Raw genomic sequence first — 16,391 nt, 5'->3', positions numbered from 1 at the left:
TTAACACTTGGAAAACGGATTTTGTAGATCAAAAGGGGGTCAATCTATATGTGCCAACACTGTTGTATATTGCATGAGATCGTTAATAAAATGATTCGACATCATTTTCCCTTCGAGGACAACCTCATCCCCAGTAATGGGGTCTATCTGCTCTTTGAAACAGGGGAATGCGGGCATGACGCAGATCGGATTGTTCGAGTTGGTACCCACACAGGCCCTAATCAACTCAGGTCGCGTTTGAAGCAGCATTTTGTTCAGGAGAATAAGGATAGAAGTATTTTTCGTAAGAACATAGGCAGGTGCTTGCTGAACCGAGACAAAGATCCATACGCAAGTGTATGGGAACTCGATTTTACAACTAGGGAAGCTAAGCTTAAAAATGGTCATTTAATAGATTCAGCATATCAGTCAACTATCGAGGGCAAGGTTAGTAATTATATTCAGAAACATTTCTCATTTTGTGTGCTGGCTATAGAAGATAAAACAGAGCGCTTATCCTTGAAATCCAGGCTTATATCTACGTTATCATTATGTGATGAATGCGCTCCTTCTGTTCAATGGCTTGGGATGTCATCACCCCATGAAAAAATAAGAAGTAGTGGACTTTGGCAAGTGAATGAGTTGTATAAAGAACCATTGAATATCCAAGATTTTGACAGAATCGAGGTGCTTGCCAGTGAATCGAGATAAATCGCTTTGTATTATTCCCTGCGGTGCCGCGAAGATATGGGATAAACAGCCTTCATTGGGACCTGTAGAAGCGCAGAATGTTTATACTGGTGTTTTTGCGGTTGCCTGTCAAAGGTATGCTACAACCTTCTTCAATCAATGGGTGATTCTGTCTGCAAAATATGGCTTTCTATATCCTCAGGATATCATTCCAGAGGACTATAACGTGTCCTTCATTAAGCCTTCCAGTGAGACTATTCTTATCTCAGAATTGAAAGAGCAGGCTAAAAGCAAGGGATTATTTAGTTTTAAGGAGATTACAGTACTGGGCGGCAAGCATTATGCGGATCGAGCTAAGACTGTATTTAATCAAGGACAGGAATTGTTCTTTCCTCTAAGCGATTGTAGGGGGATTGGCTATATGCTGCAAAAATTGACCCGAGCGCTGGAAGGGCGGGAGGCGATGTCTGTTGATTCACTGGAGTCACCGTCTGAAGTTATTGTTCGGCCTACTTTGAAAAAACATAGGGATCAGCCAAAGAAACTTACGGAGAATAACGTTGGAAAATATAGTTCACTTTATCGATATTTGCTGAGTACTAAAAGCAAGCAAGTGATTATGACCATAGATCAAATTGAAGCGGTACTAGGTTTCATACTGCCTGCATCTGCGAGAAAATATCGTCCGTGGTGGGCTAATGCGCTAACGAATACACAAGCTAAGTCATGGCTGCACGCTGGTTGGGAAGTGGATTCAGTTAAGCTTGGAGAAAAAACTGCATTCAGAAAAACAGGTGATGAGGTGTAGCACTGTTGAAAATAGAAATCGGAGAATCCTTGATGCTCTCATGGCTGAGACATGCAAAGAATTGTCAGCTTGTTCAGTTGAACTGGAAGCCATCGGTGAAGTCGTGGGAAATTCATAACGAAGCTGTCGTCGAGAGTATGATGAAAGATGCAGACCTATATTTTAAAGAGAAATATAGCCTTGATTTGTTTAAGCAGAACAGTTCATTCTCCCAACTACTCCAACAGGCGGAGATTGATGCTCTGGGCTTAGAAGTAGGAGGGGAGAATGGTGTTCAAAACATATATGGTATTGATGTAGCTTTTCATGAGAATGGCTTGAATTACGGCTCCAAGGAAGAAACGATATCCAGAGTACTGAAGAAAATGATTCGCACTGCTATGGCGATCCATGGCTACTTCAATTTGAATGTTGGAAATATTATATTTGCTGCTCCAAAAATATATGGTGCAATATGTGAGCCGCTGCAACTCTACATAGCCGAACTCCAGGATCTGTTCCATGCAAAAGGTCTAGATTTTCGTTTTGAGCTTCTGTGCAATGAAGACTTCAAGGAGAAAATCTTCAATGTGGTTACAGCCTTATCCAATTCTGTGTCTGATACTTCGGAGCTGTTTATGCGAAGTATACAAATGTATAATCTTTTTGCAGATGATAAGCAGCCAGTAGGCCTACCGAAATCGCCAGTAAAAGTAAAGAAATTACCTGCTGATTTTAAAGGATCTGAGGAAATAAAAATTGGTGCTTTGGTCAGATCCAGTTTTGAGCGACTGATTGCAGATGATCTATTAACAGAGCGCGAAGTTGAGCGGTTGCAGCGACTGGACTACGCCAAGAGGACATTTAATATCACTTATCCTGTATTGAAAAAAGTCGACCCTACCCTTTCTTTAATCGAACAACGAAATATTAACGGACGGCCGAGATTTTACAGTGATCCATATTCGATCTATGGTTATGATTATCTATTATGTAATCATTGGGTGGAGAACCTCAGCAGAAGTTATTTCGATGCTTGGCTAAGACGTATAGATGAAACAAATGTAGGGGACTCAATTTGAGTCCTCATTTTTTTATACTCCCATTGTATATAGACATGCTATTATGAACTTAGGAATATTTTCCTATGAATCATTTTACATTTTACGAATAAAGCATCCAGAGGTGAATGGAGTAAGGAAGATGTTACTCAAGATATATATTTAAGAAGGGATCACTGAAGAATAAAGGGATTTTTTAGTCTGGATATGCAACAAGTCCATAGAACTAAATTCAAACTGGATTGTCGTAGTGATCATTGTGAACCATTTACGATAGTTAGTAATATACATAACCACTTTTAATAAGAACTTCATAATATTCATCCAGGTGAAATCAGAGGGAAAGGATTGAGCACATGGCAAAGAGAGATTTATCTGAAGAAGATATCAAAGCCAGATATATCACACCAGCAATTACTAACGCAGGATGGGAATTAAAAAAACAAATTCGAATGGAATATCCTTTTACGGACGGAAGAATCATTCTGCGTGGAAATATCACTACCAGAGGCAAGCGGAAACGGGCAGATTATGTTCTGTTCTATAAGAACAACTTTCCTCTGGCGGTCATTGAAGCAAAAGATAATAATCATCCAGTTGGTGCGGGGCTGCAGCAGGCCATTAGCTATGCAAAAGCACTTGACATCTATTATGTTTATGCTTCCAACGGGGATGGATTTGTTGAACAAAATTTAATCACTGGTGAAGTAAGTGAACTAAGGCTTGAGGAGTTCCCCTCGCCAGAGGATTTATATAGAAGATACCTAAAGGATAAGAATGTAACTGATGCAGAAGAAAAAGTGCTTCTTGAACCTTATTATTATGTGCCGAATTACAAGACCCCTAGATATTATCAGCGTGTAGCTATTAATCGAACTGTGGATGCAGTAGCAAAGGGACAAGATCGAGTATTATTGGTATGTGCCACTGGAACAGGTAAAACCTTCATGTCATTTCAAATTATATACAGACTTTGGAAAGCTGGCTTAAAGAAAAAGATATTATTTTTAGCGGACCGAAATGTATTGGTTGACCAAACGATATCTGGTGATTTCAAGCCATTTGGCGGTAAGATGACAAAGGTTGAAAACAGAACTCTAGACAGTTCTTATGAGATTTATCTTGCCTTATACCAGCAGCTTTCAGGGGATGACGGACAAGAAGCCTACCTGCAATTCCAACCGAATTTCTTCGATCTGATTGTTATAGACGAGTGTCATAGAGGCAGCGCGAAAGAGGATTCTGCATGGAGAAAAATCCTGGATTACTTTTCATCAGCCACACATGTAGGGTGTACTGCCACTCCTGTTGAAACGAAGGTAGCCTCAAGCCAAACTTACTTTGGTGAGCCTATTTATGAGTATTCTTTAAAGCAGGGGATTGATGATGGCTTCTTAGCACCATATAAAGTGATAAGAATTGGCCTTGATAAAGACCTTGAAGGCTATCGGCCAGAGATTGGAAAAGTCGATAAACATGGATATGAAATCCAGGATAGAGAATATAATGTCAAGGATTACGACAGAACCTTGGTTATTGACGACAGGACGAGGGTGATTGCAGCCAAGATTACTGAGTTTTTAAAGAAGACAGACAGATTTAGCAAAACTATTGTTTTCTGTGTGGATATTGAACACGCGGAGCGAATGCGACAAGCTCTGATTAATGCAAACAAGGATTTGTATGCTGCAAATAATAAATATATCATGCGTATAACAGGGGATAATGATGAAGGGAAAGCGCAACTGGAATATTTCATTGACGAAGAAAGTACATACCCTGTTATTGCAGTTACCAGCAAATTAATGACCACTGGTGTGGATGCGAAAATGTGTAAATTGATTGTGCTGGACAACAATTTTGGTGATAATGGAATGACCGAGTTTAAACAAATTATCGGAAGAGGAACAAGGCTTCTCGAAGAATACGGGAAGACCTATTTCACGATCATGGATTTTCGTAATGCCAGCAGATTATTTGCTGATCCATCATTTGATGGGAAGCCAGAAGTCGTATTGGAGATTAATGGCGATGAGCCAGTAATCGAGCCAATTGAAGAATTTTTTTATGAAACAGATAGTTACAATAATGCAGGTGGCGTCATTGAAACAGAAGGGGATTACAACACAGACGGTTTTGATGATAAATACAAACCTAAAAAGTATTATATTGGTGATGTTGTCGTAAAGGTCCTTTCAGAAAGGGTTCAATATCTGGATAAGGATGGTAAGCTTATTACCGAGAGTCTTATAGATTATACTAAGAAAAATATCCTGCAACAATACGCAAGGCTAGATGATTTTCTTAGAAAATGGACAGAAGCGCAAAAAAAACAAGCTATCATTGACGAATTAAAAGATGAAGGCGTTTTGCTGGATGCGGTAAGAGAAGAATTGGGCAAAACAGAACTGGATGATTTCGATTTGATTTGTCATTTAGCCTATGATAAACCACCTCTAACCAAAGCTGAAAGAGCAAACAACGTAAAAAAACGTCATTATCTTTATAAGTATTCTGAATTAGCACAGCAAGTATTAGAAACATTGCTTGATAAGTATGCCGATGAAGGCATCAAGGAAATTGAAGAAACCAAAGTGCTCCAACTCAAGGAATTCTCCAAATTCGGAAGTCCTATGAAGATAGTCAAGGCCTTCGGTGGAAAAGATGCGTACCAGAAGGCGGTTCAGGAATTAGAGAATGAGATTTATTACGCATAACACCATAAACCAACACGACGAGGCAGGTAAACAAGAATGGCAGTAACTAATTTTGTTAAAAGAATTCAAGACGTTATGAGAAATGATGCAGGGATTAATGGCGATGCTCAACGGATTGAACAAATCGTCTGGATTCTATTTCTAAAAATTTTTGATGCAAAAGAAGAGGCATGGGAACTGTACGATGATAATTACAAATCAATCATTCCCGAGGGCTTAAAGTGGAGAGATTGGGCTGTAGATGAGAAAGATGGTCAAGCACTTACTGGCGATTCTTTATTAACCTTTGTTAACAACACGCTCTTCCCGACCCTTAAAAATCTTGAAATTGATGATGAAACACCTATGAACCAGGTCATTGTGAAATATGCATTTGAAGATGCCAACAACTATCAAAAGGATGGCGTGTTGCTGCGGCAAGTTATAAATATCATTGGTGAGATTGATTTTACAGAATACGAAGAACGCCATACTTTTGGTACGATTTACGAATCTTTCTTAAAAGATTTGCAAAGTGCAGGTAACGCAGGGGAGTTCTATACTCCAAGAGCGGTAACCGATTTTATGGTAGAAGTGATTAAGCCGATTCTAGGCGAAAGAATTGGGGACTTTGCTTGTGGTACAGGTGGATTCTTAGTTTCTGCTCTAAATGACCTAGAGAAGCAGGTTGGCAACTCCCTTGAAAACAGGGAGATTTACAATAACTCTGTTTATGGAGTGGAGAAGAAAGCACTACCACACATTCTATGTGTTACCAACATGCTGCTGCATGATATTGACAACCCAAACATCATTCATGGCAATACGTTAGAAACGGATTACAAGGAATACAGGAAGATGGAGCAGTTTGATGTAGTCCTTATGAATCCGCCTTATGGTGGCAATGAAAAGGATAGCGTAAAAGTCAATTTCCCATCAGACCTTAGAAGCTCTGAGACTGCCGACTTATTCATCAACATCATCATGTACAGGCTTAAGAAAAACGGAAGATGTGCCATCATTCTTCCAGACGGATTCCTGTTTGGAACGGATAATGCCAAAATCAATATTAAAAAGAAATTAATTGGGGAGTTCAATCTCCACACTGTTGTGAGGTTACCTCATAGTGTATTTGCTCCCTATACGTCGATCACAACGAATATTTTGTTCTTCGACAACACGCATCCAACAAAAGAGACTTGGTTTTATCGCCTGGATATGCCAGAAGGTTATAAGAACTTCTCGAAGACAAAACCGATGAAGCTGGAGCATTTTGAACCAGCCTTATCTTGGTGGGTCGCACGAGAAGAAATCCAAGTTGATGGGTTCCCAAAGGCTAAGAAATATACAGTTAATGAGATAGCCGCCTTAAACTATAACATTGACTTGTGCGGATTTCCCCATGAGGAAGAAATTATTTTAGAGCCAATGGATTTGATCCATCAGTATCAAGAAAAAAGAGCTTCACTCAATGCTGAAATCGATCATGTGCTAGAGCAGATTACTTCTATGCTTGGAGGTAATTAGGATGAATGCACAGGATTTGAAAAATAGTATTCTCCAATTGGCGATTCAAGGAAAGCTTGTTGAGCAAAGAGAAGAAGAGGGAACTGCGAAAGAACTGCTAAAACAGATTAATGCAGAAAAAGAGCAGTTGATAAAAAGGGGAAAGCCAATACCAGGAATCACAGAGAATGACATACCGTTTGACATTCCTGAAAGTTGGGAATGGGTGAGGTTAGGGGAAGTTATATTATTAACATCAGGTCAAGATATGACACCAAATAACTATAAGGATACAAAAGTGGGTGTTCCATATTTGACAGGGGCTAGTAACATAGTTGATGGTAGACTAGTTATTAATAGATGGACAAATGAACCAAAGTCTATTGCATTGAAAGGTGACTTATTATTAACATGTAAAGGAACTGTTGGGACTACAACAATTTTACAAGAAGAAGAAGTTCATATCGCCAGACAGATCATGTCTTTAAGAACATTTATTATGGATATTGAATATATACATATATTCATTAAAAGTTATGTAAATACGTTAAAGGCTAAAGCTAAAAGTATGATACCTGGAATCGAAAGAAAAAATGTGCTTGAGGCTGTGATTCCTATTCCCCCACTAGAAGAACAAAAGCGAATCGTTGCCAAGATTGAAGCATTAATGCCTTATGTTGAAAAATACGGTGAAGCCCATTCAAAATTAGAGGTGTTTAATAAGAAGTTTCCAGAGGATATGCAGAAATCCATTTTGCAATATGCTATCCAGGGGAAATTGGTTGAACAACGAGAAGAAGAGGGTACTGCCGAAGCATTGTATCAGCATATTCAAGAAGAAAAAGTTAAGCTGATTAAGGAAAACAAGATTAAGAAGGAAAAGCCACTGCCAGTAATAACAGAGGATGAGATACCTTTCGAAATTCCAGAGAGTTGGAAGTGGGTGAGATTACAACAAATTGGAGAATTGAGCCGAGGAAAATCAAAACACAGACCTAGGAACGATGTTAAGATATTTGAAAATGGTACATTCCCTATGATACAAACTGGAGATGTTGCTAGAGCCGATGAAATTATTACTCAGTACACTACTATGTATAACGAATTAGGTGTTGCACAGAGTAGGGTATGGCAAAAAGGAACAGTTTGTTTGACGATTGCAGCTAATATTGGCGATGTTGCAATTTTGGGATTTGATGCATGTTTTCCTGATAGTGTTGTAGGGTTTAATGCATACCACCCTATTGACACGAATATGTATTTCTTATACGTGTTAATGTGTTATAAAGATATACTTGATAAAATGTCACGTTCAACGGCGCAAAAAAATATTAATATTGAAATTCTTTCAAAGGTAGCATTCCCATTACCGCCACTTGCTGAACAGAAAAGGATAGTTGAAAAAATTAAAGAAATGATGCCATATTGTAAGCAAGTTAATAAATAGTTTGCTTGATATTCGATTTTCCAAAGCTCCAATGATGACTTGATAAACAGATGCCAATCATCAGGCCTCTGTTTATTTCTTTAGGACTCAATACAGATCAGATTCATAAGGATTTTCAACATAACTTTTATATTCTTGATTACATCGAATGTATTCTTATTACAAGAAAGAACTTCATAAAATACATCAAATCCTTTGAAGTCCTTTTTTAAGTATAGAATACATGAGTTCTATCACTGTACCCAAATAAGGTTTATCTTCATTCAGTATTAATTTACACTAAGAATAAATCAGTTGCTCAGAGCCGAAAGTTTACACATTTAGGAATAAAACTGGAGGTACAAGGAAGTGGATAAACGGGATTATTTAGTTAAAACTTTATCGCGAACTAAGAGAAAGGATTATGAAAACTACATTATCAATGCGATTTGGCATAAGCTTGATAATATGGAGTTGAAACCTGTAAGTCAACAATATGTAAAGCGTAAAGATGGTGGACATGCTCTAATGGATATCTACTTTCCACAACTCCAGGTAGCGATAGAAGTGGATGAATCGTATCACAAAAATAATCAAGAGGCAGACAAATTACGTATGGATGACATAATTGCCGCAGTTAATGAAAATGAAAATACTGATTTTATCTGCTTAAGAATCGATGCATCGCAGCCAATAGAAGCGATTAATAAACGAATTATTGAAGTCGTTTCAATTATTAAAAACAAAGCGTCAAAGATACAATTAAAGTGGTTGACATATGAAGAAGAACTGAGCCAAATCAAACAGCAAGAGTACTTATCTGTTTATGATAATGTGTCGTTTAAACAAATAACAGATATAGCCAACAATGTTTTTGATAAAGGTTATATAGGGTTTCAAAGAAGTGGTTTCCGAGTGTCCAATACACTATGGGTTTGGTGTCCAAAGCTATCTGTTATTGTTGATGAAGATGCTAAGTCCGCTGCAAGAGGATGGTTAAATTTTTTATCTGATGATTGGACTTATATTGATGAGTCACATGAAAATCAAACTGAAGACGAAAGAATGGCTCTCATTAAAGATGACTTCAGGTTAAATAAGGAAAGGGCAGTTTTTGCAAATTATAGAGATAGTTTAGGTATAAAACGTTACAGATTTGTCGGGATATTCAAATGTTCAGGCTTGTCACCTGATAACAAAAATTATATAAGATATAGCCGTATCGACGATAAAACTAAAGTCTTTAGGGCAGGAGCATTACGTGAAGAACATGGCACAAATTAACCAAATGATTAACTAGTTCAGAGCTTGTCCCTTATAAATCAAGGTCAGGGACGTTTGCAGCAACCCATCCACATATTCAATTTTCATGCTGCACGACTCTCCGCAACCCACGAAGAGTACGAATCTCAACCTTCAGTTGTTGTTTGCGGTATGCGACACAATCAACCATCCTTAGACTGCAGCAATTCTTTTGTCGCTTCTTTCGGGTCCTGAAGAGCACGAATCAGTGCGACTTCATCAACACACTTGGTGTTACCTCCGTTATGTGAGGCAAGGATTTGCAGCTTTACGTATTGATCGAGATAGATCTGCCGAACTTCTTCCCATTACATTACTGGTACCTAAAATCGGGCTTGTCCTTTTATTGTATCAGATTATTTGCCATTAAAAAGCTCTCCAAAACGATGAATATCGTTCACGGAGAGCCTTTTTTCGTAAGCACCTTGGAGATACGAGGCCCAGCCTTCGTTCATGATCTTCGTCTCCATCTGCGGCCAGAAATACAGCATCTCGTCATGCAGCATCGTCATGATGTCGCGCTGCCAGTCCTCCAGAGCGGTGGAGTATTGCTGGATGTACCAGACGATATCTTTTTCCGGCTCCGGGGGAAAAGCACGCTTACCAGCGGCCTCCGGCGCAGGGTCCTCAGTTTCCTTTTTCTCCAAATCCCACAGCTCGCTGTAGGCACTAGTCGGTGATGAATTGCCAGGATGGGCGTCCTTGCGTTCCTTCATTTTGGCTTCAAGCAGATGGGTCTTGCCCAGCTTGCGCGGCTGGATCAGGCTGGGATCGATATGCTCCTGGATCGCCAGCACGGAATCAATGAAGCTCTCAACGGTGTCTGTGCCATAGGTGACGGAGTAATCATTGATGCGGTCGGCGGTGGCTGACATGCTCTCAACCATATCCCGGTTGGACATGGAGAAGCGCATATTGTTCTTGAAGAAGTCGCAGTGCGCCAGCACATGCGCGACAATCAGCTTATTCTGCACCAGGGAGTTGCCGTCCAACAGGAAGGCGTAGCACGGGTTAGAGTTGATGACCAGCTCATAAATTTTGCTCAGGCCGAAATCGTATTGAGCCTTCATTTTATGAAAAGTCTTGCCAAAGCTCCAGTGCCCGAACCGGGTAGGCATCCCGTACGCACCGAAGGTATAAATAATATCCGCCGGACATATCTCATAACGCATCGGATAAAAATCGAGCCCAAACCCGGAAGCAATCTCCGTAATCTCGGCAATCGACCGCTCCAGCGCTTTAATCTCATCATCACCGGGCATGCATCCATCTCTCCTTCCAGCTTGTGAACCGTTCTTCCTATGTATATGGGGGGAGGGGAGGGAGTATGATGGGGAAGAATGCGGCATGAGAGGGCAGATGAGTTATTGTACAAAAACAGCCTAACCCGCAGCGAATATGCTAAGGGGTTAGACTATTTATTCGTTCTGGATATTGTTCAGTAACTGAGCAAACTCCTCTTCGCTGTCACTGTAAGTGGAAATTCCATCTCTGCTATCCTTTTGAGCTTGTTGAAGTTGAGAGAGGACACCTTCATCTTTGAAGATAACCGAGGTCATTTGTTTCTTTTGTTTGTCTGTAAGTGTCCTAGTCATTCGAGCGGCTCTAGGTCTTCTAAAGGCACGAATCTCAACATTCAGTTCTTCGTTTGCAGTATGCGACACAATCACACCATCCTTAGCCTGCAGCAATTCTTTGGTAGCTTCTTTCGGGTCATGGATAGCACGGATCAGTGCGACTTCATCAACATACTTAGTGTTTCCTTCGGTATGTGATGCAAGGATTTGCAACTTGACGTATTGATCAGGATAAATCCTACGAACCTCTTCCCATTGCACGGCTGGCACCTCCAATTAGGCTTGTCATTTTATTGTACCAGAATATGATCTATAAAAAAGCTCTCCAAAACGATCCTGCATCGTTCATGGAGAGCTTTTTTACGTAAACATCTTGGCGGTTCAAGCCCGCCCTAAATCCCTCACTCCGCTTCCGTATAGAATAGCTTAAGCAGAATATTCTGCGGATAATTTCCAAAGTGCTCCCCGAAGATGGTAAGTCCGCCTTTGTTTGTAGAATTCCCATCAATCCCAATCCTCAGCTTGATGAAGGGAGAGTCTTCGATCTTTAGCTCAGCGAGGGTGACCGATGATATTTTTTGACCGTCTATTCCAGTATCCTTCTTGGTGACTCTTAAATGCTTCAAAAGTCCATACTGGCTTAGTTCGTTATCCCACCAGTTTGGTGTTAATTTCCCGCGCACATCTGAAAAATTACCCGGAGCCGTCCAGGTGCCTAAAAAAACATCGTTGATATAAAAGGCGATATCACTTGGCCAATTATTGTTGGACCCAGGAAACTCTGAAGATAGCTCCAAGGATAACTCTAATAATTCTGCAGTAAAATTTCGGTTAAAATCATTCGGAATCATATATTCAACGAAGCCTTCCGCAAACCAAACTAAAGAAGCATCGATCCGGTCATTGGAAACGAAGGTCCGTTGATCATCTAACTTTCCGATGACTTTAGTCTGGCTGGCTAATCCACAGGTAGGGGTGACTGAAAAGTTAGAATAGTATCCCAGCTTGATTTCATTCGTAATGACTTTAAAAGGAAGATGGAGCTTTTGGGGTAAGTTGAGGGCAATATGATCAACGGCAAGCACAAAACTCTTCTTTCTGTTATCGGTACTCTCTAAGTTGTCCTGGAGCTTGATGATCTTGGCGTCCTCCAGTAACCGGATATGGCGTGAGACGATCGCTTTGCTTAAGTTAAGCTTTGTGGCGAGCTCACTGACCGTAAGCGGTGTATGTAACAATAGTCTGAGAATCGAAGCTCTGGTGTCAGATGCCAGTGCTTTCAAAACAGCAATGCCATGATCATCGAGTTCTAAGAACATATGGACCTCCAATTGTTAACTTTTTGGTTTACAATAAACGATCTGGTTAAGCGCTGATTTTATTTAGTATACCACAAAGTTGAAAATCAGGAATAACGCTGATATAGCCTTGAAAGAACGCTTTCATCATGATAGTATTTGCTTGCTTGCGGGGGAGATTTATTGCGATAACCACAAATAAGTTAACTTTTATTGTTGTGGACTACTAAGATGGGAGCTGAAGCTAAATGACACACAGGATGGAATATCCGCGTCCGCAGTTCGTCAGAGACGCATGGCTTAACTTAAATGGAACCTGGCAATTTGAATTTGATGACAGCAATGAGGGAGCCGCGCAGCGATGGTTTGATCCAGGTGAGAGCTTCAGCCAGACCATTCAAGTTCCCTTTGCTTTTCAGACCCCTGCCAGCGGAATACACGATACTACTTTTCATGACTATGTCTGGTATAAGCGTAATTTCACACTCGATCCGGACTGGTATCAGAAGCGTGTGATATTACATTTTGGAGCGGTAGATTATCGGGCATGGGTGTATGTGAATGGTCGTTATATCGGCGTGCATGAGGGTGGACACACTTCATTTTCTTTTGATATTACGCATGCCTTAACCGGTCAGGAGGAGCAGGTCACTGTTCATGTGGAGGACCCTTCAACGGATGAGACTATCCCTCGGGGCAAACAGTTCTGGCTTGAGAAGCCCGAAAGCATCTGGTATACCCGCACGAGCGGAATTTGGCAGACCGTGTGGCTGGAGGCGGTCAACCCTGTGCATATTCAGCAGGTGAAATTTACGCCTGATCTGGATCAAGGAAGTGTTGGAATTGAAGTGAAGTCTGAGGGGCATGGATCAGAAGAATTAGATTTGGAACTTCGTATTTCTTTTGGCGGAGAACTGGTTATTCAGGACCGGGTACGATTGTTACAGCCTATAACACGCAGAATGGTAGATCTGTTTGGTCTGAAAATATTCCGCACAAACTTTCACCGCGCCGGCTGGACATGGAGCCCGGAAGCTCCTAATTTGTTCGATGTGGAAATGAAGCTGTACGATCACGGGGTTGAGGTGGACTCTATAGAGTCGTATTTCGGCATGCGGAAGGTTCATACAGAGGATGGTATGGTCTATCTGAATAACAAACCTTATTATCAAAAGCTTGTACTAGACCAAGGGTATTGGCAGGAAGGACTGCTTACAGCGCCAACGGATGAACACCTGAGGAAAGATATTGAATTAGCCAAAGAATTAGGGTTCAACGGTTGCCGTAAGCATCAAAAGGTCGAGGACCCGCGGTTTTTATACTGGGCAGATCAGATAGGGTTTCTTGTATGGGGAGAATGTGCGGCGAACGCCTCTTACAATAATGATGCTGTAGCCCGGTTAACCAAAGAATGGATTGAGATTATTGACCGTGATTTCAATCATCCCTCTATTGTGGCATGGGTTCCGCTTAACGAAAGCTGGGGCATTCCCATGGTGAAATCGGATAAGCAGCAGCAGTATCACAGCGTAGCCATGTATAGTCTGATTCATTCCTTGGATGATACCCGGTTAGTGATATCGAATGACGGATGGGAAATGACGCTGACGGACATTTGTGCGGTTCACAATTATCAGCATGGCCGGGCAGATGAGCCCGATAAGTATGAAGAGTTCAAGCGGATTCTTTCTACAAAAGATACCATGCTTGCTTCCAAGCCATCGGCCCGCAGTGTATATGCAGACGGATATGAGCATCGGGGCGAGCCCATCTTGTTGACTGAATTCGGCGGGATTAGCTATAAGGCTGGCGCGGACGATGGCTGGGGATATACCAGTGCACAATCTGCAGAGGATCTTGTTCTGGAATACGGAAGAATTATGAAAGCGGTATACGCGTCGAAGATTATTTACGGATATTGTTATACACAGTTAACAGATGTGGAGCAGGAGATTAACGGCCTGGTAGCCTATGACCGGACACCCAAATGCGACCTGTCGTTAATTAAAGAAATTAACGATCAATGGCATCTGCGGACCATTTAACCGGGCTTATTTAATAATAAGGAGCTGATGGAATGATGACAAACGAACTATTGCTTCAAAAGATCGGTCTGGTCGTAGACAGGCTTATGAACCTGGGCGGCAGCGACTATGAAAAGGATAAAACCGTGGTTCAGGCCGATACCAGGGTAGGGATTGTGCAACGTGATTTCGGAATTGAAGAATGGGATTGGCCTCAGGGCGTAGGTCTTTATGGTCTTTATAAGCTGCAGAACTACTACGGCGATACGCGTTATATGGAATTTTTTCAGAATTGGGTTTCCCGTAATCTGGAGGCGGGATTGCCTTCCAAAAATATCAATACGACAGCTCCCTATTTGCCTTTGGTGCTGCTCCTGGATCAGCTTGAGCCTTCCAGCGAACTGGAAGAGCTATGCCGGGAGCATGCGGATTGGCTCATTCATGAGCTGCCCAAAACCAAAGAAGGCGGCTTCCAGCATACGGTCACTGCGATTGGCAACCGGGATGGAATTCACCTGCACAATGGACAGCTATGGATTGATACGCTCTTTATGGCGGTTCTGTTTCTGAACCAGGCGGGGCTCAAGTTCAACCGGCCGGACTGGGGGCATGAGGCTGAACACCAGATTTTGCTGCATATCAAGTATTTGTTCGACAAACATACCGGTCTGTTCTTCCACGGCTGGAGCTTCGAACGCAATGATAATTTCGGCAGTATCTTCTGGTGCCGCGGCAACTCCTGGTTCACCTATGGGATCGTCGATTACCTGGAAGCTTGCCAGGATTCGATTAGTCCGGGTTTCCGGCAGTTTCTGGTTGATACGTATACAGCCCAGGTCAATGCCCTGGTATCCCTCCAGGCAGCTTCCGGTCTGTGGCATACAGTCCTGCAGGACCCGTCCAGCTATGAAGAGGTATCGGGATCGGCCGCAATCGCCGCAGGGATTATCAAAGGGATTAAAGCCGGTATTCTGGATGCCTCCTATCAGGCTGCGGCAGACAAGGCCATTCAGTCGGTATGTCAAAATATTAGCGCAGACGGCACCGTGCTGAATGTGTCGGCCGGAACCGGCATGGGGATGGATAAGGAGCATTACAAGAACATTGCCCTCCGACCTATGGCGTACGGACAGTCCTTGGCTCTTATCGCTTTATATGAAGCGTTAAATTAAACAGCAGAAAGCCTGATCCTTGAGCATTTACGCCAGAGGATTAGGCTTTTTTTCACAATAAATTATGTTAAGATTACGTTAATTAACACTTGGAAATCGACGAACGGGGAGAGAGAAGTAATGACTGACTTTACAGCGATTCGGGACCTGTTCCACATTACGGAACCGTGCGGATTCGATAATGAATCGTTAACACCGTGGCTGGAACGCTACGGGCATATTCCTCAGGTGTTGCGGGCTTATTATACTGAGCTTGGGGCCCACTCTGCATTGAACGCAACTCAGGATTTTCTGGTTCCGCCTCACAAATTTCCGCGTTATATGGAAGAAGACTACTGCATCTTTTATACCGAAAATCAGGAAGCCTGCGTCTGGGGAATCCGTGCAGCGGATATGAAGCTTGATAATCCTCCCGTTTATGTGCGCAGCGGAGAAGAATGGGAGCGCCTGCGTTCGACTGTCAAGGAATTTTTGCTGGCCATGGCCCATATGCAGGCAGTGCTGGCGATGGAGTATAGCAGCGAAGAATATTGGGAGATCGATGAGGCTGTTGCGGAGCGGATTGAGCAGAACTTTCCATCCCGTCAAGCGGATTCAGATTTGTACACGGGGGTTCGTTTTTTTGGCCGGCCGGGTGAATTGATTATGATTATGAACAACAACGGGGGCCATCTGCTAATGTTCGCGGCCGAAGACGAGGAACGCCTTGATGAATTGTACAACCTCTTTGAGCAGTGGACGGATCAATAGCTCTTTCCGCGTCAAAAGGGCCTGACCGCAGTCAGGCCCCGCTCAACATACATCAAACAGCTTTCATTCCATTTGAACTGGAACCAAGTTAAATTTGCAACTGTGGAGGAATCTGACTTCACA

Annotated in this window: 12 protein-coding genes and 2 pseudogenes; 11 read left to right on the top strand and 3 right to left on the bottom strand. The window is 41.9% G+C overall.

Features of this window, described 5'->3' with window-relative positions:
* Positions 1 to 90: 90 nt before the first annotated feature.
* From NSS64_RS19480 to NSS64_RS19450, 8 genes and pseudogenes are all read left to right on the top strand, one after another.
* Entirely contained in the window at positions 91 to 690 is a 600-nt protein-coding gene (locus tag NSS64_RS19480) for a hypothetical protein (RefSeq protein ID WP_341141212.1), read from the top strand.
* Positions 677 to 1,129, top strand: a pseudogene (locus NSS64_RS19475) (DUF6884 domain-containing protein); the annotation flags it as partial. The gene NSS64_RS19480 and the pseudogene NSS64_RS19475, both read left to right, overlap by 14 nt.
* A 3-nt stretch (positions 1,130 to 1,132) precedes the next feature.
* On the top strand, positions 1,133 to 1,477 hold the full coding sequence (locus tag NSS64_RS32785; RefSeq protein ID WP_445667844.1) for a DUF7662 domain-containing protein: 345 nt from the start codon (positions 1,133 to 1,135) through the stop codon (positions 1,475 to 1,477).
* A gap of 5 nt (positions 1,478 to 1,482) precedes the next feature.
* Positions 1,483 to 2,538 (top strand): hypothetical protein, encoded by a 1,056-nt coding sequence (locus tag NSS64_RS19470; RefSeq protein ID WP_341141211.1) that lies wholly within the window; start codon positions 1,483 to 1,485, stop codon positions 2,536 to 2,538.
* 335 nt (positions 2,539 to 2,873) lie between these two features.
* A complete protein-coding gene (hsdR, locus tag NSS64_RS19465) occupies positions 2,874 to 5,234 on the top strand; it encodes an EcoAI/FtnUII family type I restriction enzme subunit R (protein WP_341141210.1) in 2,361 nt (786 codons plus the stop codon).
* A 36-nt stretch (positions 5,235 to 5,270) separates the two neighbouring features.
* Positions 5,271 to 6,740 (top strand): class I SAM-dependent DNA methyltransferase, encoded by a 1,470-nt coding sequence (locus NSS64_RS19460; protein ID WP_341141209.1) that lies wholly within the window; start codon positions 5,271 to 5,273, stop codon positions 6,738 to 6,740.
* 1 nt (position 6,741) lies between these two features.
* The gene (locus NSS64_RS19455) at positions 6,742 to 8,166 is read left to right on the top strand and encodes a restriction endonuclease subunit S (RefSeq protein ID WP_341141208.1); all 1,425 of its coding nucleotides are present in this window, start codon (positions 6,742 to 6,744) and stop codon (positions 8,164 to 8,166) included.
* 348 nt (positions 8,167 to 8,514) lie between these two features.
* Entirely contained in the window at positions 8,515 to 9,429 is a 915-nt protein-coding gene (locus NSS64_RS19450) for an AbaSI family restriction endonuclease (RefSeq protein WP_076086676.1), read from the top strand.
* Positions 9,430 to 9,878: 449 nt separating this feature from the next.
* Here the strand turns inward: NSS64_RS19450 and NSS64_RS19445 are convergent.
* The 3 genes and pseudogenes from NSS64_RS19445 to NSS64_RS19435 form a co-directional block, all read right to left on the bottom strand.
* Positions 9,879 to 10,709, bottom strand: a pseudogene (locus NSS64_RS19445) (SpoVR family protein); the annotation flags it as partial.
* A gap of 156 nt (positions 10,710 to 10,865) precedes the next feature.
* Complete coding sequence (locus NSS64_RS19440; protein WP_341141207.1) at positions 10,866 to 11,285, bottom strand: hypothetical protein; 420 nt, start codon at positions 11,283 to 11,285, stop codon at positions 10,866 to 10,868.
* Between the two features lie 140 nt (positions 11,286 to 11,425).
* A complete protein-coding gene (locus tag NSS64_RS19435; protein ID WP_341141206.1) occupies positions 11,426 to 12,343 on the bottom strand; it encodes an ArsR/SmtB family transcription factor in 918 nt (305 codons plus the stop codon).
* 227 nt (positions 12,344 to 12,570) lie between these two features.
* On the opposite strand from NSS64_RS19435, the gene NSS64_RS19430 reads away from it, so the two are divergent.
* The 3 genes from NSS64_RS19430 to NSS64_RS19420 all read left to right on the top strand — a co-directional run bounded on the left by NSS64_RS19430 (position 12,571) and on the right by NSS64_RS19420 (position 16,268).
* Positions 12,571 to 14,367 (top strand): glycoside hydrolase family 2 protein, encoded by a 1,797-nt coding sequence (locus tag NSS64_RS19430; RefSeq protein WP_341141205.1) that lies wholly within the window; start codon positions 12,571 to 12,573, stop codon positions 14,365 to 14,367.
* Positions 14,368 to 14,399: 32 nt separating this feature from the next.
* The gene (locus tag NSS64_RS19425; protein ID WP_341141204.1) at positions 14,400 to 15,518 is read left to right on the top strand and encodes a glycoside hydrolase family 88/105 protein; all 1,119 of its coding nucleotides are present in this window, start codon (positions 14,400 to 14,402) and stop codon (positions 15,516 to 15,518) included.
* A 120-nt stretch (positions 15,519 to 15,638) separates the two neighbouring features.
* Positions 15,639 to 16,268: a hypothetical protein gene (locus NSS64_RS19420; RefSeq protein ID WP_341141203.1), complete on the top strand. Its 630-nt coding sequence runs from the start codon at positions 15,639 to 15,641 to the stop codon at positions 16,266 to 16,268.
* Positions 16,269 to 16,391 lie beyond the last annotated feature (123 nt).

Source organism: Paenibacillus sp. FSL H8-0122 (assembly GCF_038005345.1).
Classification (GTDB): domain Bacteria; phylum Bacillota; class Bacilli; order Paenibacillales; family Paenibacillaceae; genus Paenibacillus_AQ.
This window is presented reverse-complemented; position numbering and strand designations above follow the sequence as displayed.